Origin of the sequence: Pseudomonas lini (assembly GCF_030812475.1) — a bacterium.
GTDB classification, from domain to species: domain Bacteria; phylum Pseudomonadota; class Gammaproteobacteria; order Pseudomonadales; family Pseudomonadaceae; genus Aquipseudomonas; species Aquipseudomonas lini_A.
This window is the reverse complement of the sequence record NZ_JAUSSR010000020.1, coordinates 38804-58312: the sequence shown is the minus strand read 5'-3', so window position 1 is coordinate 58312 and position 19509 is coordinate 38804. Positions and strand designations below refer to the sequence as shown.

Annotated in this window: 15 protein-coding genes; 3 read left to right on the top strand and 12 right to left on the bottom strand. The window is 58.8% G+C overall.

From position 1 onward, the window contains the following. Positions 1-5: 5 nt before the first annotated feature. The 4 genes from J2W17_RS28785 to rpsU form a co-directional block, all read right to left on the bottom strand. A complete protein-coding gene (locus tag J2W17_RS28785; RefSeq protein WP_307342957.1) occupies positions 6-3752 on the bottom strand; it encodes a bifunctional diguanylate cyclase/phosphodiesterase in 3747 nt (1248 codons plus the stop codon). Between the two features lie 121 nt (positions 3753-3873). Continuing rightward, the gene (rpoD, locus tag J2W17_RS28780) at positions 3874-5721 is read right to left on the bottom strand and encodes an RNA polymerase sigma factor RpoD (RefSeq protein ID WP_154852355.1); all 1848 of its coding nucleotides are present in this window, start codon (positions 5719-5721) and stop codon (positions 3874-3876) included. A gap of 67 nt (positions 5722-5788) precedes the next feature. After that, positions 5789-7756, bottom strand: coding sequence for a DNA primase (gene dnaG, locus J2W17_RS28775; protein ID WP_307342951.1), 1968 nt, complete (start codon positions 7754-7756; stop codon positions 5789-5791). 481 nt (positions 7757-8237) lie between these two features. Continuing rightward, complete coding sequence (gene rpsU, locus J2W17_RS28770) at positions 8238-8453, bottom strand: 30S ribosomal protein S21 (RefSeq protein WP_002551877.1); 216 nt, start codon at positions 8451-8453, stop codon at positions 8238-8240. Between the two features lie 199 nt (positions 8454-8652). Here rpsU and tsaD point away from each other — a divergent pair, with 199 nt between their 5' ends. Then, positions 8653-9678 carry a tRNA (adenosine(37)-N6)-threonylcarbamoyltransferase complex transferase subunit TsaD gene (tsaD, locus tag J2W17_RS28765; protein ID WP_307342947.1) on the top strand — a complete coding sequence of 342 codons (1026 nt, stop codon included), beginning with the start codon at positions 8653-8655 and terminating at the stop codon, positions 9676-9678. A gap of 21 nt (positions 9679-9699) precedes the next feature. Here the strand turns inward: tsaD and plsY are convergent, their stop codons facing one another. Continuing rightward, positions 9700-10269: a glycerol-3-phosphate 1-O-acyltransferase PlsY gene (gene plsY, locus J2W17_RS28760; RefSeq protein ID WP_307342944.1), complete on the bottom strand. Its 570-nt coding sequence runs from the start codon at positions 10267-10269 to the stop codon at positions 9700-9702. 74 nt (positions 10270-10343) lie between these two features. Between plsY and folB the strand changes: the two genes are divergently transcribed. Together folB and folK are read left to right on the top strand one after the other, a co-directional pair. Continuing rightward, complete coding sequence (folB, locus tag J2W17_RS28755) at positions 10344-10700, top strand: dihydroneopterin aldolase (protein WP_008051601.1); 357 nt, start codon at positions 10344-10346, stop codon at positions 10698-10700. Next, positions 10691-11209 (top strand): 2-amino-4-hydroxy-6-hydroxymethyldihydropteridine diphosphokinase, encoded by a 519-nt coding sequence (gene folK, locus J2W17_RS28750; protein WP_307342940.1) that lies wholly within the window; start codon positions 10691-10693, stop codon positions 11207-11209. Before folB ends, folK begins: the two co-directional genes overlap by 10 nt. 104 nt (positions 11210-11313) lie before the next feature. Here the strand turns inward: folK and J2W17_RS28745 are convergent, their stop codons facing one another. The 7 genes from J2W17_RS28745 to apaG all read right to left on the bottom strand — a co-directional run bounded on the left by J2W17_RS28745 (position 11314) and on the right by apaG (position 19486). After that, a complete protein-coding gene (locus tag J2W17_RS28745) occupies positions 11314-12543 on the bottom strand; it encodes a multifunctional CCA addition/repair protein (RefSeq protein ID WP_307342937.1) in 1230 nt (409 codons plus the stop codon). Positions 12544-12606: 63 nt separating this feature from the next. Beyond that, positions 12607-14169: a SpoVR family protein gene (locus J2W17_RS28740; protein WP_307342934.1), complete on the bottom strand. Its 1563-nt coding sequence runs from the start codon at positions 14167-14169 to the stop codon at positions 12607-12609. Then, positions 14166-15437, bottom strand: coding sequence for a YeaH/YhbH family protein (locus J2W17_RS28735; protein WP_010467159.1), 1272 nt, complete (start codon positions 15435-15437; stop codon positions 14166-14168). Before J2W17_RS28735 ends, J2W17_RS28740 begins: the two co-directional genes overlap by 4 nt. Positions 15438-15638: 201 nt before the next feature. After that, on the bottom strand, positions 15639-17561 hold the full coding sequence (locus J2W17_RS28730) for a PrkA family serine protein kinase (RefSeq protein ID WP_045059965.1): 1923 nt from the start codon (positions 17559-17561) through the stop codon (positions 15639-15641). A 297-nt stretch (positions 17562-17858) separates the two neighbouring features. Beyond that, on the bottom strand, positions 17859-18188 hold the full coding sequence (glpE, locus tag J2W17_RS28725; protein WP_307342930.1) for a thiosulfate sulfurtransferase GlpE: 330 nt from the start codon (positions 18186-18188) through the stop codon (positions 17859-17861). Between the two features lie 33 nt (positions 18189-18221). Next, positions 18222-19106: a symmetrical bis(5'-nucleosyl)-tetraphosphatase gene (locus J2W17_RS28720; protein WP_307342927.1), complete on the bottom strand. Its 885-nt coding sequence runs from the start codon at positions 19104-19106 to the stop codon at positions 18222-18224. Next, positions 19106-19486 (bottom strand): Co2+/Mg2+ efflux protein ApaG, encoded by a 381-nt coding sequence (gene apaG, locus J2W17_RS28715; RefSeq protein WP_307342924.1) that lies wholly within the window; start codon positions 19484-19486, stop codon positions 19106-19108. Before apaG ends, J2W17_RS28720 begins: the two co-directional genes overlap by 1 nt. Between the last annotated feature and the right edge of the window lie 23 nt (positions 19487-19509).

Here is a 19509-nt window from a genome sequence, read left to right as displayed (position 1 = left end):
GCGGATTATAGCGATGGTTTCTCGGCTGTGCTATCCGAAAAATCCAATATGGCTGTACGAAGAAACGTCGCGGCGAATTCAGCCGGTGGCAGGGGCAGGCTGACGATGTAGCCCTGGATCTGTTCACAGCCTTCCGCGGCGAGGAATTGCTCCTGCGCGAGGGTCTCCACGCCCTCGGCAATCACGGTGAATTGCATGCTGCGACCCAGGGCGATAATGGCGCGAACGATGGCCGCGTCGTGGGGATCGTCCGGCAGGCCGCGGACGAAGGACTGGTCGATCTTGAGGATGTCCAGCGGCAGGCGTTTGAGGTAGCTCAGGGACGAGTAGCCGGTGCCGAAGTCGTCGATTGCCAGTTGCACGCCCAGGTGTTTGAGTTGATGCAGCACCGCCAGCGCTTCTTCGGCCTGGCTCATGATGAAGTTTTCGGTAATTTCCAGTTGCAGAAGATCCGGTCTGAGGCCGTTGTCCTTGAGCAATTGTTCGATGCGGCCGAGCAGGTTCGGCTGGCGCAGTTGCGCGCCGGCGAGGTTGACGGACAGGGGGCCGAGGCATTCGTAGACCTGGTTCCATTCGTACATCTGCCGGCAGGCGGTCTCGAGTACCCAGTCGCCGATCTGCAGGATCATGCCGTTTTCTTCGGCCAGGGGAATGAAGTGTTCTGGCGGCACATCGCCAAAGGTCGGGTGGCGCCAGCGAATGAGTGCTTCGGCGCCGACCAGGCGATGGTCGTCGAGGCTGATCTTCGGCTGATAGTGCAGGAACAGCTCGTTGCGCTCGATGGCGCGTCGCAGTTCATGCTCCAGCGCGATGCGCTCGCTGGCTTGGGCGGTGAGGTCGCGGGTATAGCTTTCGACCCGATTGCGACCCTTGGCTTTGGAGCGATACATCGCTGCGTCGGCGTTCTTGACCAGGGTGGCGACGTCACAGCCGTCTTTTGGATAGAGGCTGGTGCCAATGCTGGCACTGATGAAAAACTCGTGCTCGCCGGCCTGGAAGGGCGCGCCGAAGCAATTGAGCAGCTTGATCGCGATGTTGTCGGCGTCACTGGATTGCTGCAGGCCGGGGAGCAGGATGATGAATTCGTCGCCGCCCAGGCGCGCCACGGTATCGATGTCGCGCAGTTGCTCCTTGAGGCGCACGGCGATGCCTTTGAGCAACAGGTCGCCGACCGGGTGTCCCAGGCTGTCGTTGATATGTTTGAAGCGGTCCAGGTCGAGGAACAGCACGGCGCCCTGGCCGCCGTTTTCCTGTTGGTTGTTGAGCGCGGTCTGCAGCCGGCTCTCGAACAGGGTGCGGTTCGGCAGGCCGGTCAGCGGGTCGTGGTGAGCCTGGTAGTCGAGTTTGGCCTGGGCGTGTTTGAGGCTGGAAATGTCCGCGAACACGGCCACGAAGTGGGTGATGAATTTGTCCCGGTTGCGCACCGCGCTGATGGTCAGCCAGCTCGGGTAGAGCTCACCGTTCTTGCGGCGATTGGAAATCTCGCCCTGCCAATGCCCTTCGGCGGTCAGTTGATGCCACATCGCCGCATAGAACGCGCTGTCGTGCAGGCCCGAGGCGAGCAGGCGCGGGGTGTGGCCCAAGGCTTCGCTCTCGCTGTAGCCGGTGATTTCGGTAAACGCGCGGTTGACCGCACTGATGTGTTGTTGCGTGTCGGTGATCAACACCCCTTCGGCGGTGCTTTCGAACACGGTGGCGGCCTGTTGCAGTTTCTCCTGCATCAAGTGCCGCTCGGTGATGTCTCGGGCGATGGTCAGCATGCAATCTTCGTCGCCGATCGGCAGCGGGCGGCTGGACACTTCGCAGAGGCGGATCTGACCGTCGCTGCGGCGGATGTGGCAGCTGAAGTCGCGCACGAAACCGTCACGGTGCAGCAGGTCGAGCATTTGTTTGCGTTCGTTGAGATTGACCCAGATCCCCAACTCCAGAGCCGAACGATCCACCGACATTGCGCTGTTGAAGCCGGTGATGCGGCTAAACCCTTCGTTGACCTCCAGCAGCAAGCCGTCGCTTTGCCGGGACAGCAGCAAGCCGTCCGGAGACGCATGGAAGGCCTTGGCGAATTTCTCTTCGGAGGTTTGCAGCTGTTGTTGGGTTTCCTTGAGCTGACTGATATCGCGTACGACGACCACTACCGCAAGGGTGGTGTCGAGGTCGAAGGGTTCGGCGGAAATCAGGCCGGTAAACACCTGGCCATTATTGCGACGAAAGGGCATCTCCAGGTTGCGGATGCTGCCGGCCTGCAATCGCTGCAACAAGCCCGGCCCGACGCCGGGGATGCCCCAGATGTTCAGGTCGGGGGCGGTCTGGCCGACGACATCTTCGGCCCTGAGACCGATTTGTTCTTCGAACGCTTCGTTGACCTCCAGTAAACAACCGTCAGAGAGCCGCGCAATAACAAGAATGTCCGGGCATTGCTGGAATACCGAGGCGAACTTCTGTTCCGACAGGCGCAACGCTTCTTCGGTGCGCTTGGCATCGCTGATGTCGATCATCAGGCCGCGCATCACCGGTTCATGGCCGTGCTCGATCAGGCTGACGATGTCACGCACCCACAGGCAGCGACCGTCGGCGGTGATGACCCGGTAATCGAGGCTGTGATCGCGCCCGGCCAGGACTTCCTGATCGCAGAAGGTCTGGGCGCGGGTCAGGTCGGCGGGGTGGATGATGTTGCGCCAGAAGCCCGGAATCAGCCAGTGAGACAGGGGGTAACCGAGCAGATCCTCGGCATGGGGCGATACGTAGCTGTAGGTGAAGTCAGTGATCCTGGCTTCCCAGGCGATGGCCGAAAGACTTTCTACCAGTCCGCGGTAGTGGTATTCGCTAGTGCGCAGTTCCTGTTCCAGATCGACCCGGCGGGCGATTTCCGAACTCAGGCGGCGGTTGACCCGGATCACCATCGCCAACCCGCCGATCAGCAGCAGTAGTCCGGGCAGGCCATAAACCAGCAAATCGGACCAGAACCTTCGATGATCGATGACGTTGCCGACCCAGTGCTCTTGAATGGCACTGATTTCTTCCGGGGTCATATTGGCCAGGACCTTGTCCAGGATGCCCACCAGTATCTTGTTGTCCTTGGGCACGCCCATGGCCAGTTGATAGCGATAGGGCGTCTCACCGCTGACATACAGTCCGTCGAGCTTGAGCTGGCGCAGGCTCCAGATGCTGGAGGCGAGATCGCCGACCACGGCGTCCACCTCATCGGTGGCTAGCGCCTGCAAGGCTGAGCTGACGTTGGGCAATGCCACCAGGTTAAGGTCAGGATGGTGCGTGCGCAGCAGCTCATGGGGAGCGTAATTTTCCACCACGGCGATTTTCAGCCCATACAGGTCTTCCAGTTTGCGCGGCTGGGGACCTCCGACATGGGCAAGAATGACAATCGGAAAGTCCAGGTAAGGACGGGTGAACGACAGGTAATTCTGGCGCTCCGGGGTGGACATGATGCCCGGCAACAGGTCCAGCTTCGCTTGTTTGGCCTGTTCGAGGACAACCGTCCAGCTGACCGGCTCGATGGGCGTGAGCTTGATGGCCAGGCGTTGCTGAATCATGCTGATGTAGTCCGCAGCAAGCCCCTGGTAGCGGCCCTGATCGTCGCGAAACTCGAAGGGCGGCCAGGATGCATCCACGCCCAGGCGCAAGTCCGGGTGAGCCGCCAGCCAGCTACGTTCTTCGTCGGTCAGAGTCAGCGCGCCAGCCGTTGCGGTCCAGGTAATCAGCGACAGCAAAAAAAGCACGGTCGGCAGTCTGGGCATAACAATCTCGTTGCGGCACGGGGAATGTTTCGAGTGTAGACGGGCAATCAGGCGGGAGTGAAGCGTGGGGAATTTTATCTGTAAAAAGCAAAACCCCCGGCCTGGGCCGGGGGTTCTGTGATCACTCGTCGAGGAAGGAGCGTAGATGCTCGCTTCTCGTCGGGTGGCGCAGCTTGCGCAGCGCCTTGGCTTCGATCTGACGAATCCGCTCACGGGTAACGTCGAACTGCTTACCAACCTCCTCGAGGGTGTGGTCGGTATTCATGTCGATACCGAAGCGCATGCGCAGCACTTTGGCTTCACGGGCAGTGAGGCCGGACAAGACTTCGCGCGTCGCTTCTTTAAGGCTCTCAACGGTAGCGACATCGATTGGCGACTGCATGGTCGAGTCTTCGATGAAGTCACCCAGATGGGAGTCTTCGTCATCACCGATCGGGGTTTCCATGGAGATCGGCTCTTTAGCGATCTTCAATACCTTGCGGATCTTGTCCTCAGGCATTTCCATGCGTTCGCCCAGCTCTTCCGGGGTCGGTTCGCGACCCATTTCCTGCAACATTTGCCGGGAAATACGGTTGAGCTTGTTGATCGTCTCGATCATGTGCACCGGAATACGGATGGTGCGGGCCTGGTCGGCGATCGAGCGAGTGATCGCCTGACGGATCCACCAGGTGGCATAAGTCGAGAATTTGTAGCCGCGGCGGTATTCGAACTTGTCTACCGCTTTCATCAAGCCAATGTTGCCTTCCTGGATCAGATCGAGGAATTGCAGGCCACGGTTGGTGTACTTCTTGGCGATGGAGATCACCAGACGCAAGTTGGCTTCGACCATCTCTTTCTTCGCGCGGCGGGCCTTGGCCTCACCGATCGACATGCGACGGTTGATGTCCTTGATCTCGGCAATCGTCAAACCGGTTTCGGTTTGCAGCGCGGTCAGCTTCTGCTGGCAACGAATGATGTCCGGCTGCAGGCGACCAATGGCTTCAGCGTATTTGCTTTTGCCTTTGGCCAGTGCATCGGTCCAGCTTTCGTCGACTTCATTGCCCGGGAACTGGCGCAGGAAGTCGGCACGCGGCATGCGGGCATCACGCACGCAAAGCTGCATGATCGCGCGCTCTTGCTGACGCAGACGATCCAGGGCACTGCGAACACGCTCGACCAGGCCTTCGAATTGCTTCGGAACCAGTTTGATCGGCATGAACAGCTCAGCCAGGGCAACCAGCTCGGCGATTGCCAGCTTGTTACCACGCCCGTGCTTCTTCAGCGCCTTGCGGGTGATTTCCATCTGATCGGAGACAGCGCCAAAACGCTGTGCTGCGATGACCGGATCCGGACCGCTTTCGGCTTCTTCTTCGTCATCGGTGGCGTCGGCGTCATCGTCATCGGTGTCGTCGTCCGCTTTCACGGCTTTCGGATCGACAGGCGGTGGCACTTCGGCAGCAGGCGGCGCAATGCCGTCGTCCGGGTCGATATAACCGCTCAGGACGTCGGACAGGCGGCCACCTTCGGTGGTGACGCGAGTGTATTCGGAGAGAATATGGTCAACCGTGCCAGGGAAGTGCGCGATTGCGCCCATCACTTCGCGGATGCCCTCTTCAATACGCTTGGCGATTTCAATTTCGCCTTCACGTGTGAGGAGCTCTACCGTACCCATTTCGCGCATGTACATGCGCACCGGGTCGGTGGTGCGACCAATGTCGGTCTCGACCGCTGCCAACGCTGCAGCTGCCTCTTCGGCCGCGGCTTCGTCGGTATCGGCGTCGGCCAGCATAAGGGAATCCTTATCTGGCGCAACCTCGAATACGTTGATCCCCATGTCATTGATCATGCGGATGATGTCTTCCACCTGTTCCGGATCTGAAATATCCTCCGGCAGGTGGTCGTTGACCTCCGCGTAAGTCAGGTAGCCCTGCTCACGACCAAGTGTGATCAACTCTTTGATACGAGACTGCTGTTGCGCTTTTCCGGACATAACACCCTATCCACTGAAGGTCTTGGCGGGCAAAAAACAAGCCGAGGATTATACCTGAGCTATGACCTCACGCGCCAGTTGAGGTCGGGCTTGATGCGGAAACATTGCGACTTAAAAGGTCGCGCAGTTGATTTTTCTCATCGCTGGTCAGTTCACTTTGACGTGCTTTCCTGAGCAGTTGTTCCAGGTTTCGCTCGCGTTGGCGGGCTGACAAGCTATTAATGGTGTCGAAAAACTGTTGTTCAAGGTTATCTCCGTCAATCAGCCATTCCTTTTCCGCCAGCGCCTTGAGCAAACGTCCTTGCTCGGTGCCGTGCCAGCGCGCGATCAACTGAAATGAGTTTAGCTTGGGATTCTTCTGCACGGCTTCGAGCAGTGCCACCAGCAATTGCGTATTAGTGTGGTCCTCGGCAGCAAAGTGCCCGGCATCCTCGACTTTTTCGGCCAGTTGCGGGTGATGCAACAGCGTTCGCAGCGCGGCCAGGGTGGGCGGTTCGACGGCAGCCGGCACCCGTGGTGCGCGGGGTTGATCGCGATCACCGCCGCGCTTGCCGTTCTTGTCCCAGGGTTTCTTGTCCCATTTTTTACCGCCGGCGCCGGGCTTCTTCGGCGTCCATTCCTGCTGCGGCACGTACATCTCTTGTGCTTGCGGCTGATGGTAGTCGCTGTAGTCCGGCATGGCGTCGTAATCGATACCCGGGTCATACGCCGGTGGCGCTTGCTGGGGGGCGCTTTGCACCAGCTGGCTCACCGCTTCACCGCTAAGGCCGGTGATCTCGCTCAGCCGTTGACGCATCAGGATGCGCAGGTTGGCGCCCGGGACTTTGTCGATCAGCGGCGCGGCGAGGGTGGCCATGTGGGCCTTGCCTTCGAGCGAGCGCGGGTCCGATTCTTCAATCAGCTGCTGGAAAAAATAGTCCGCCAGTGGCTGGGCATGCTGGTTGATGCGCGCGCGGAAAGCGTCGGTGCCTTCGGAGCGGACCAGGGTATCCGGGTCTTCGCCCTCCGGCAGGAACAGGAAGCGCGCCCGACGCCCGTCTTGCAGGCAGGGCAGGGTGGCTTCCAGCGCTCGCCACGCGGCATTACGGCCGGCCTGGTCGCCGTCGAAGCAGAACAGCACGTTGGGCACGACGCGAAACAGTCGTTTCAAGTGCTCTTCGCTGGTGGCGGTGCCCAAGGTCGCTACCGCATTGCGCAAGCCTTGCTGGGCGAGCGCGATAACATCCATGTAGCCTTCGACGACGATGATTTCGTCAAGGTTGCGATTGTTCTTGCGGGCTTCGTAAAGGCCGTAGAGTTCCTGGCCTTTATGGAATACCGGCGTTTCCGGTGAGTTCAGGTATTTGGGCTTGTCGTCACCCAATACCCGGCCACCGAAAGCAATGATGCGCCCACGGCTGTCGCGGATCGGAAACATCACCCGATCGCGGAAGCGGTCATAGCGTTTGCCGGTTTCGGCGTTCTCGATCAGCAGGCCGGCATCGACCATGGCTTTTTGTTGCAGGGTATCGCTGCTCAAGTGCTTGAACAGGTTGTCCCAGCCAGGTGGCGCGAAGCCGAGGCCGAAATCCCGGGCGATTTCGCCCGTCAGCCCACGACCCTTCAGATAATCCACGGCGGCTTTGCGCGATGGATGACTTTTCAAGGCCTGACGGTAAAAGTCGGCGGCTGCGGTGAGCAGCGGGTACAGCGGCGAATCGGTCGGCTGCCGCGGTTTGTGCGGGCGGCCGCTTTCTTCGCGGGGGATTTCCATGCCGGCGGCTTTGGCCAGTTCTTCGACAGCCTGGACGAAATCCAGGTTGTCGTGGTCCATCATGAAGCCGAGGGCATTGCCGCCAGCGCCGCAGCCGAAGCAGTAATAGAACTGTTTGTCGGGGCTGACGCTGAAGGACGGGGTTTTTTCTTTGTGAAAAGGGCAGCAGGCGGTGTAATTCTTGCCAGCCTTTTTCATTTGCAGGCGCGAGCTGACCACGTCGACGATGTCGGTGCGGTTCAGAAGGTCGTCAATGAAGCTCTGGGGAATTAGCCCGGCCATGGCGTTCTCGTCATCTGCGCTGAAATGAACCGAAACAAAAGGCAGCCGAATGCGGGTCGTTGTTTGAGGCGCACAAAATATACGGCTCGACCAGTGTCGTCTGCGTAATCGCTGTCGGGAAGTGTATCCGCCGAAAATCCACTGACGTTAGTGCCAATCAGTATTCGACTATTTGAAAATATTGCGCTGAAATCCGCTGCGGCCAGTCGATGGCCCCGGATCGCTCATAAGCGGGCACGCAAGAAGGTGCCTTGGGCTGATCGTCGTGAGAGGAATCAGTGGGTGTGCTCGTCAGTAGCCTTGGAAGGCTCGTCAGAAAAGACGTGCACTGCTGGCAAAAGAGCCAGGTCTGACGCTGTGAAGCAGGGTTGTCTCGGTCGCGTCTGCGGCTTTGACGGTGAAGCATCAAGCGTGTTCCGCAAATGCCATTAGCCCGGCTGAGGGCCGGGCTTGGCAGAAGCTTGCTACGGACGTCTGTGTATTAGTACAGACGAACGGCGCGGCGCTGTTCGCGCTGAACTTTCTTGGCGTGACGCTTAACAGCGGCTGCTGCTTTACGCTTACGCTCAGAAGTAGGCTTCTCGTAGAATTCGCGGCTACGAACTTCAGCCAGTACACCGGCTTTTTCGCAGGAGCGCTTGAAACGACGCAGAGCTACGTCGAAGGGTTCGTTCTCTTTTACTTTGACGGCTGGCATCCAGAGCTACCTTCATTCATTACCGGGGTCAACATCCTCGTGGCAAAAGAGCACTTGAAGACGTCGGTTTTTAAGGGTTGCGGATGTTAACCCCTCATCGCTCGGAATGCAAAGCCTCTGATCGAAAACCGCTGGTCGGCGCATAGCGTGGGGACTATTATGCGCGCCTTCGAATTCAGCCTAAACAAGGCGCAAACCCATGCTAGTACTGGGATTAGAAACCTCCTGCGACGAAACCGGTGTCGCACTTTACGACAGTGAGCGCGGCCTGCTGGCTGACGCGCTGTTCAGTCAGATCGACCTGCACCGTGCCTATGGCGGGGTGGTGCCGGAGCTGGCCTCGCGTGACCACGTCAAACGCATGCTGCCCTTGATTCGTCAGGTGTTGGCTGAAGCCGACTGCGTGCCGACCGAGATCGATGCGATCGCGTATACCGCGGGTCCGGGGCTGGTCGGTGCCCTTTTGGTGGGCGCTTCCTGCGCCCAGGCGCTGGCCTTTGCCTGGGGCATTCCAGCGCTTGGCGTGCACCACATGGAAGGCCATTTGCTGGCGCCCATGCTGGAGTCGCAACCGCCGCAATTTCCGTTCGTCGCTTTGTTGGTATCGGGTGGTCATACGCAGCTCGTTCAGGTCGACGGTATCGGTCAATACACGCTCTTGGGCGAAACCCTCGACGACGCGGCCGGTGAGGCATTCGACAAGACTGCGAAGATGATGGGTCTCAATTATCCGGGCGGACCGGAAATCGCGCGTCTGGCGGAGCAAGGAGTGGCGGGACGATTCACTTTTCCGCGTCCGATGTGCGACCGTCCCGGCCTGGCGTTCAGCTTCAGCGGCTTGAAAACCTTCGCCCTGAACACCTGGCAGCAATGCGTCAGCGCCGGGGACGACAGCGATCAAGCCCGTTGCGACATCTCGCTGGCGTTCCAGCAGGCCGTGGTGGAGACTTTGACCATCAAATGCAAACGCGCCCTGAAGCAGGCGGGCATGAAGCGTCTGGTGATCGCTGGGGGCGTCAGTGCCAACAAGGCACTGCGTTCTTCACTGGAAAAAATGCTCGGGGACATGCGCGGCGATGTGTTCTACGCCCGGCCGGAGTTCTGCACGGATAATGGTGCGATGATTGCGTTCGCCGGTTGCCAGCGATTGCAAGCCGGTCAGCACGAAAGCCTGGCGATCAGCGTTCAGGCGCGCTGGCCAATGGAGCAATTGTCGGCGCTGTGATGAGCGGTGTTCGGTGCGGTATTAAAAATGCCGTTCGCGCCCGGCAAACAGGTCGCGTAAATTGCTGCGATGACGCCAGACGATCAGCCCTGTGAGCGCGCTCATGGGTAGCAGTGCCGCCGGCTCTTGCCAGGCCAGCAATGGCAGGATCAACGGCGTGGCGATCAATGCGGCGAGCGAGCTGGTGCGGGTCAGGTAGAACGTCAGCAGCCAGGCGCAGGCCGCCAGCAGTGCTGCAGGCGGATAGAGGCCCAATAACATTCCGGCAGCGGTGGCGACACCCTTGCCACCGCGAAAGCGGAAGTACAGCGGGAACAGGTGGCCGATGACGGCGCAGATGCCGATCCAGGCCTGTTCCTGCAGCGAAAGACCCGCAGCGCTTGCGATCAGCACGGGCAGCAGGCCCTTGCAAAGATCGCCGAGCAAGGTCAGGGTGGCGAGCTTTTTGCCGGCCAGGCGCAGCATGTTGGTGGCACCGGCATTGCCCGAGCCACTCATTCGCGGATCGGGGTTACCGGTCAGGCGGCTGAGCAAAATGGCAAAGGACAGAGAGCCGAGCAGGTAGGCGAGGGTCGCCAGTAACCAAAACATGCTAACTATTCCGGGCGAGGACGCCCTGATTCTAACGGCGCATTGCGCCCTTGTCGTGCAGCGGAGAAGAGTGCTTGGACAGAGTGTTTATCGAGGGCCTGGAAGTCGACACCGTGATTGGTGCCTACGACTGGGAACGAGGCATCCGGCAGTGCTTGCGTCTTGACCTGAGCTTCGCCTGGGATAATCGCCCGGCCGCTGCCGGTGACGACCTGACCCTGGCGCTCGATTACGCGAGCGTTTCCTCGCGCATCCAGGCGTTTGCCGAGCAGGCGCAGTTCCAGCTGGTGGAGACGTTTGCCGAGCGACTGGTTGAAGTGCTGATGAGCGAATTCAAGATCACCTGGATGCGCCTGAAGTTGACCAAGCCAGGTGCAGTCCCGGCTGCCACGGGTGGTGTAGGTGTGGAGATCGAGCGCGGATGTCGCTGACTCAGGTGTTTCTCGGGCTCGGCAGCAATATCGAGCGCGAATCCCATTTGCAGGCTGGCCTGGAAGCTTTGGCAGGTTTCCTCGTGGATATTCGCTGCTCGGCGGTATTCGAAAGCCAGCCAGTGGGGATTAAAAGCGGGCCGTTTTTCAATTTCGTTGTCTCGGCCTACACCGATCTGCCGCTGATCGAGCTGGACCGTCGGTTGAAGTTCATCGAGGCGGACAATGGTCGTTACGCGCCGGATCGCAAGGGGCTGCCGCTGGATATCGACGTGCTGCTGTTTGGCGATCTGGCGGGCAACTTCGATGGTTTGATTCTGCCGCGGGCGGAAATTCTGAAAAATGCCTTTGTGTTGTGGCCGCTGTCGCTGATTGCGCCGGATCGCGTGCACCCGGGCGTCGGCAAAAGCTTTGCGACATTGTGGAGTGAGGCGCGGATTGATCAGGTGTTGGCGCCGGTGGCGTTTGAGTGGCGTGGTCAGCAGCTGACGCCTTCGAATTTGTTGTGAGGTGGATGACGCCATCGCGGGCAAGCCCGCTCCCACACGTTAGCGTCGTTACGTAATCAACAAACGACTCGCACCGGTGGGGGCGGGCTTGCCCGCGATAGCTTTCAAACTGACTCCGCCTCTTTGTAAGCCTTCAGCGCCTTGAGGCGTTCGCGCTTGATCGCCTCACCCAGCTCCGGTCCCTTGAATCCCTTCTCCAGCAGCGGCTGCACAGCGACGCTGCGTGCTGCCTTGGCCGCGCCACGTAAATAATCCGCCTGTGGATAACTTCGTTGCTCCAGCCCTTTTCGGCCGCGCGCGTCCATTTCGCAAGCCGCAATGAACTCTTCAAAACGTTGCGGCCGACGGTACACGTCGAAACTCTGCAGCAACTCCAGCAAGGTCGACGGTTTCAGCTCCAGCGCGCGGTGCCCGTGGGTATGATACTGACCCACCAGCAGCGCCAGTTCCTGACATTCCCTCGGTGCCTTGAAGCGTTCGTTGACCGCCTTGATCAGTTTCAGGCCTTTGTGCTCGTGGGCAATATGACGGGGCCAATCTTCTTCTGGCGTCAGACCCTTGCCCAGATCATGCAGTAGACAGGCCCAGCGCACAGCCAGCGATTGTTGGTGCAGCGCTGCTTGTTCCAGCACGCTCAAGGTATGCACGCCAGTGTCGATTTCAGGATGATGGGCTTCGGGTTGTGGTACGCCGAACAGCGCGTCGATTTCCGGCATCAATACCTTGAGCGCGCCACATTCGCGCAGGACCTCGATGAATACCTGTGGCTGATTTTCCATCAGGGCGCGGGAAATTTCTTTCCAGCTGCGTTCCGCTGTCAGGGCTTGTAGTTCGCCTGAACCGCTGAGTTGGCGCATCAGCTCCATGGTTTCTGCCGCTACGGTGAATCCCAATTCTGCGTAGCGCGCCGCAAAGCGGGCAACACGCAGCACTCGGAGGGGATCTTCGGCGAAAGCGGGAGAAACATGGCGCAATAGGCGCGCTTCAAGATCATGTTGACCCCGGTAGGGATCGGTCAAATTTTGTTGATCGTCTTCTGCCATGGCATTGATGGTCAGATCGCGACGGATCAAGTCTTCTTCGAGCGTGACATCCGGGCTTGCGTGAAAGGTGAAGCCGCCGTACCCGCGTCCGCTTTTGCGTTCAGTCCGGGCAAGGGCGTATTCCTCACCGCTTTTGGGGTGAAGAAACACCGGGAAGTCCGCGCCCACCGGGCGAAAGCCCTTGGCGAGCATTTCTTCGGCGGTGGCGCCGACCACGACCCAATCGATATCGGTGACAGGTATGCCCAGCAGGCGATCGCGAACGGCGCCGCCGACTTTATAAATCTGCATAAAAAACCTCCGTTAGCTCGACAGGATAACCTTTGCGTCGAACTTCCGGAGGCAGAAACAGATTCAAAGATGGATGACGGCCAGATCCAGTCGGCCGTAATCGCCCTCGCCGTGCTCGCCTCTGGGTGGAACATGATGGGTTTTCATCACTTGGTCCCCTTGCAGGGTTTCCAGGTGAATGTCGAAGCCCCAGAGACGGTGCAGGTGCTTGAGTACTTCCTCCGTGGACTCGCCCAACGGTTTTCGGTCGTGTTGCTGGTGACGCAAGGTCAGGGAGCGGTCGCCTCGCCGGTCGATGCTGTAGATCTGCACATTGGGTTCGCGATTGCCCAGGTTGTACTGCGCCGCCAGGGTTTCCCGAATGATGCGGTAACCTCCTTCGTCATGAATTGCCGGGACCAGCAGGTCTTCTTTCTGGTCGTCATCGAGAATGCTGAACAGCTTCAGGTCGCGGATCACCTTGGGTGACAGGTACTGCAGGATAAAGCTCTCATCCTTGAAGCTGCTCATGGCGAACTTGATACTCGACAGCCAGTCAGTGCCGGCAATTTCAGGGAACCAGCGATAGTCCTCTTCGGTCGGGTTTTCGCACATGCGCCGGATGTCCCGGTACATGGCGAAGCCCAGGGTGTAGGGGTTAATGCCGTTGTAGTAGGGGCTATCGAAACCGGGCTGATAGACCACGCTCGTATGGGACGTCAGGAATTCCATCATGAAGCCGTCGGTCACCAGGCCTTCGTCGTACAGGTCGTTCATCAGGGTGTAATGCCAGAAGGTGGCCCACCCCTCGTTCATCACCTGGGTCTGGCGTTGTGGGTAGAAATACTGCGCGATCTTGCGCACGATCCGTACGATTTCCCGCTGCCAGGGCTCCAGCAGTGGCGCATGCTTTTCGATGAAGTAGAGGATATTTTCCTGAGGTTCGGCGGGGAAGCGCGCATCGTCCTTGTCGCTATACTTGTCCGCGCCTTTAGGAATGGTGCGCCACAGGTCATTGATCTGTTTCTGCAGATGTTCTTCCCGATCCTTTTGCCGGCGACGTTCTTCCTCGGCCGAAATCGGGTAGGGGCGTTTGTAGCGGTCAACGCCATAGTTCATCAGTGCATGGCAGGAATCGAGTAAGTCCTCTACCGCGTCGATGCCGTGACGCTCTTCGCACCGCATGATGTACTGCTTGGCGAACACCAGGTAATCGATGATCGAGCTGGCATCGGTCCAGGTTCGAAACAGGTAATTGCCCTTGAAGAAGCTGTTATGCCCATAGCAGGCATGAGCGACAACCAGTGCCTGCATGCAGATGGTGTTTTCTTCCATCAGATAGGCGATGCACGGGTCCGAGTTGATCACGATCTCGTAGGCGAGCCCCATCTGGCCGCGACTGTAGGATTTCTCCGTGCTGAGGAAGTGTTTGCCGTAGGACCAATGGTGATAACCCAGCGGCATGCCGACGGAGGCGTAGGCATCCATCATCTGCTCGGCGGTGATCACTTCGATCTGATTGGGATAGGTGTCCAGGGCATACCGAGCCGCCAGACGACTGATTTCCTTGTCGTAGGCCTGGATCAGCTCGAACGTCCATTCGGATCCGGTGGAAATGGGTTGGCGCTTCTGCTCTTTGGCGGTCATGTCACTAACCTGCGCTGGAAGAGTTCACGGAAGACCGGATAGATATCCCCGGCCGAGACCAGTTGTTGCTGGGCAAAAGTGTCAGAAAAGGCTTCGGCGATGCGTTCGTATTCGAACCACAGGGCCTGGTGTTCCCGTGGGGTGATCTCAACGTAAGTGTAGTACTGCACAAACGGCATGATCTGATTGATCAGAATGTCGCGGCAGATCGGTGAGTCGTCGTTCCAGTTATCGCCATCGGAAGCCTGGGCGGCATAAATGTTCCATTCGTTGCTCGGATAGCGTTCGGCCATGATTTCCTGCATCAGTTTCAAGGCGCTGGAAACGATGGTGCCCCCGGTTTCGCGGGAGTAGAAAAACTCCTCCTCGTCCACTTCCCTGGCGCTGGTGTGGTGGCGGATGAACACGACGTCGATCTTGTCGTAGTTGCGCTTGAGAAACAGGTACAACAGGATAAAGAATCGCTTGGCGATATCCTTGGTGGCCTGGGTCATGGAACCGGATACGTCCATCAGGCAGAACATGACCGCCTTGGAACTCGGGTTGGGTTGTTTGATGAGCAGGTTGTATTTGAGGTCGAAGGTGTCGAGAAACGGAACACGATGTATGCGTGCGCTGAGTTTTTCGATTTCTGCTTCGATTTCCTGAATATCGCCGAAATTGTCCGGTTCATCCCGTTTGAGGCGTAGAAGTTCTTCCTTGGCTTCGCGCAATTTCGCCCGGCTGCTGCCGGACAGGGCGATTCTGCGGGCATGGGCCGAGCGCAATGTGCGGATGATGTTGATCCGCGACGGATTGCCTTCGTTACTGATACCGGCACGAACCGTCTTGAAGGTATCGGTGCCGGTCAGGTTGCGTTTGACCAGGTTCGGTAGCTCAAGGTCCTCGAACATGAATTCGAGGAATTCCTCCTGGGTGATCTGGAAGACGAACTCGTCCATCCCTTCGCCCGAGTTGCCGGCCTTGCCGGGGCCTCTGCCGCCACCACCTCCCGGTGGGCGGGCAATATGCTCGCCGCTGGTGAATTCCTTGTTTCCCGGGTGCACGACGGTCTGCTTTCCGCCGCGTCCATGATGAAGCACCGGCTCGTCGATATCGCGGCCGGGGATGCTGATTTGTTCGCCGTGTTCCATATCGGTAATGGAGCGCCGGCTGACCGCCTCTTCGACAGCCTTTTTAATGTGATCACGGTAACGCCGCAGAAACCGCTGACGGTTCACCGTGCTCTTGTTCTTGCCATTGAGACGTCGGTCGATCACATAGCTCATGACTGCTCCTTAGAAGCTGTCCTGAAAGGGGCGAGCGGTTGTGCAGCATCGACCGTGCCAAGGGATGTTCACGCTCCCCCAAGCGCTTTTGATACTGCCTGAACCTCGCGACCGTCTTTCGAACACCTTCCAGAAGCCTGTGTAACAGAAAACGTGTACACAGGCCTCTGGCTGACGACAACCGGTCTGACCGGCAGCGGGTTATTGTGATTTTCTGACCCGCAGGTACCACTCGGACAGCAGTCGTACCTGTTTGTCGGTGTAGCCCCGCTCGACCATCCGTGTGACGAAGTCGTTGTGCTTCTGTTGATCCTCTTTGCTGGCCTTGGCATTGAAGCTGATGACTGGCAGGAGGTCCTCGGTATTGGAGAACATTTTCTTCTCGATGACCACCCGCAGTTTTTCGTAGCTGAGCCAGGTCGGATTCTTGCCATTGTTGTTGGCCCGGGCGCGCAATACGAAGTTGACGATTTCGTTGCGGAAATCCTTCGGATTGCTGATGCCGGCCGGTTTTTCGATTTTCTCCAGTTCTTCGTTCAACGCGACGCGGTTGAGGATTTCGCCGGTTTCCGGGTCGCGATATTCCTGGTCCTGGATCCAGAAGTCGGCGTACAGCACATAACGATCGAAGATGTTCTGGCCGTACTCGCTGTAGGACTCGAGATAGGCGGTCTGGATTTCCTTGCCGATGAATTCGATATAGCGCGGTGCCAGGTACTCCTTCAGGAAGCGCAGGTAGCGCTCACGGGTTTCCGCCTGGAACTGTTCCTGTTCGATCTGTTGTTCCAATACGTAGAGCAGATGAACCGGGTTGGCGGCAATTTCGTGCGGATCGAAGTTGAACACTTTCGACAGGATCTTGAAGGCGAAGCGGGTCGACAGACCGTTCATGCCTTCATCGACGCCGGCATTGTCGCGGTATTCCTGGATCGACTTGGCCTTCGGATCGGTGTCCTTGAGGTTCTCGCCGTCATACACCCGCATCTTGGAGTAGATGTTGGAGTTTTCCGGCTCCTTGAGGCGCGAGAGCACGGTGAACTGGGCCAGCATCTTCAGGGTGTCAGGCGCGCAGTGAGCCTTGGCCAGCGAACTGTTGAACAGGAGCTTGTCGTAGATCTTCACTTCGTCGCTGACCCGCAGGCAGTACGGCACTTTGACGATGTAGATCCGGTCGATGAAGGCTTCGTTGTTCTTGTTGTTACGGAATGTATGCCATTCCGATTCGTTGGAGTGGGCCAGCAGGATCCCGGTGAACGGAATCGCCCCCAGGCCCTCGGTACTGTTGTAGTTACCTTCCTGAGTGGCGGTCAGCAACGGGTGCAGCACCTTGATCGGCGCCTTGAACATTTCGACGAATTCCATCAGGCCCTGGTTGGCCCGGCACAGTGCGCCCGAGTAGCTGTAGGCGTCGGCGTCGTTTTGCGGGAATTCTTCCAGTTTGCGGATATCGACCTTGCCCACCAGTGCCGAGATGTCCTGGTTGTTTTCATCTCCCGGCTCGGTTTTGGCCACGGCGATCTGGTTAAGGATCGACGGATACAGTTTCACCACGCGGAACTGGCTGATGTCGCCACCGAACTCGGCCAGGCGCTTGGTGGCCCATGGCGACATGATGGTGTTGAGGTAGCGCCGCGGAATGCCGAAGTCTTCCTCGAGGATCGCGCCATCTTCAGTGGCGTTGAACAGACCCAGGGGCGATTCGAATACCGGTGAGCCCTTGATCGCGTAGAAGGGCACTTTCTCGATCAGCTGTTTGAGCTTCTCGGCCAGGGACGATTTACCACCGCCGACGGGGCCGAGCAGGTAGAGGATCTGTTTCTTTTCCTCCAGGCCCTGAGCGGCATGGCGGAAATACGACACGATCTGGTCGATGCATTCTTCCATCCCGTGGAAGTCTTCAAAGGCCGGATAGCGGCGGATCACCTTGTTGGAAAAGATTCGCGACAGTCTCGAGTTGGTCGAGGTGTCGAGCAGCTCCGGTTCACCGATCGCCAGCAACAGACGCTCGGCTGCGGAAACGTAGGCGCTGCGGTCCTGTTTGCACAGTTCAAGATACTCTTGCAGCGAGAGTTCTTCCTGGCGTGTGGACTCGAAGCGTTGTTGGAAGTGGCTAAAGATACTCATGACGTCACCTCGCTCGATACGTGGAGCCGACGCCGGATCACTCAGTCGATGCTGGCAGCAACCGGATATGCAGTTGCTGTTTACCCCCCAGAACCCTTTCAAGGCTTGGCGCCCCGAAAGCTACTCCCGATGATCCGCGCGCCGGTGTACCGGCTCTCCCCTGTTTTGGATGGCCTGCGCTTAAGGATAGTTGCTTATTTGGGAGGTAAAGGCGAGATACGTAATTAGTTGTGGCAGACCGTTCGTCTGCCACCTCGCTAACCCGCGGGGGCCGGGGGCTTGCGCATTACAAAAAAATTATTCGCAAGTGCCTTGCGCTGTTTCCGAAGGATAAGTCGCACGCCACAGTTCGAATCCGCCATCCATGCTGTAGACGTCGGAAAACCCCTGGCTGACGAGGTAGGCGGCGGCACCCTGGCTGGAATTACCGTGATAGCAGACGACGACGGTCGGTGCATCCAGATCGGCACCCTGAATGAAGGCATGCAGCGAATGGTTGTCCAGATGCTTCGAGCCGCTGATGTGCAAGGCGGCAAAGGTCGCAGGGTCGCGAACGTCGACCACGACTGCGCCTTGTTCGCGCAGGGCCTGGGCCTGTTGCGGGGGGATACGTTTGAATTCGCTCATGGCGGGCTCCTGTGGCTCGGCTGAAAGCGCAGTCTAGCGCGGGGCGCTGGCTGGCGATGGTTCGGTCATTCGTGGGGCGACTGGCGGCACGGCGGCATGGCCGTGCGCGTCGCATTTACAAGACAGGCGTTCGCCGCTGTCGACATTCATGAGCGTCAAGGCACCGCCCCAGACACAGCCGGTGTCGAGGGCCGAGATCCCCGGCTCGTTGCATTTGCCTTCGAGTGCCGCCCAATGGCCGAAAATGATCTTCAGGCCCTTGGTCTTGCGTTCCTTGTGCTGGAACCAGGGTCTGTACCCTGCCGGCGCGGTATCGAGACCTTCCTTGCTCTTGAGGTCAAGTTTGCCCTCGGCGGTGCAGAAGCGCATCCGGGTGAAATAGTTGGTGATCACTCGCAGGCGCGCTATGCCCTTGAGGTCGTTGTCCCATTTCGCCGGATCGTTGCCGTACATGCCATCGAGGTAGGCCGGAAACAGATTGTCGTCACGCAGGGCGGTTTCCACCTCGGCAGCGCACTTCAGGGCTTTGCGCAGCGACCACTGCGGCGGCACGCCGGCATGCACCAGCGCAACATTTCGCTGTTCGTCGTAGTGCATGAGCTTTTGCTGGCGCAGCCAGTCCAGCAGTTCGGCGCAATCAGGTGCTTCGATGATTTCGCGCAGGGTGTCGGCTTTCTTCAGGCGCTCGATGTTCTGACCGGCTGCCAGCAAGTGCAGGTCGTGGTTGCCGAGTACGCACACCAGCGACTCACGGATGCTATAGAGGAAGCGCAGAGTATCCAGGGATTGCGGGCCGCGGTTGACCAGATCGCCCACCAGCCACAGGCGATCCTTCGCTGGATCGAAGGCAACTTGCTTGAGCAGACATTGCAGCGCTTCAAGGCAGCCTTGCAGATCGCCGACGGCGTAGGTCGCCATCAGTGCAGTGCTCCGGGCACCGCCAGGCGGAATGGAGCGATGATGGCGTCGAAGTGTTTGCCGTCGGCGGCGACCATCTCATAAGAGCCTTGCATCGTACCGACCTTGGAGGTCATGACGGTGCCGCTAGTGTAGGTATGGCTTTCTCCCGCTTCGATCAACGGCTGCTGGCCAACCACGCCGGCTCCGCGCACTTCTTCGACATGCCCGTCGCCATCGGTGATCACCCAGTGCCGCGACAGCAGCTTGGCCGGTAACTCGCCGTTATTGTGCACAGTAATGGTGTAGGCAAAGGCAAAGCGGGATTGCTCGGGTTGCGATTGTTCTGCCAGATAGCGGGTGACGACGCTGACGTCGACCTGATAACGAGGATCGGACATGCAAGAGGCCTTAAAAACGAAGC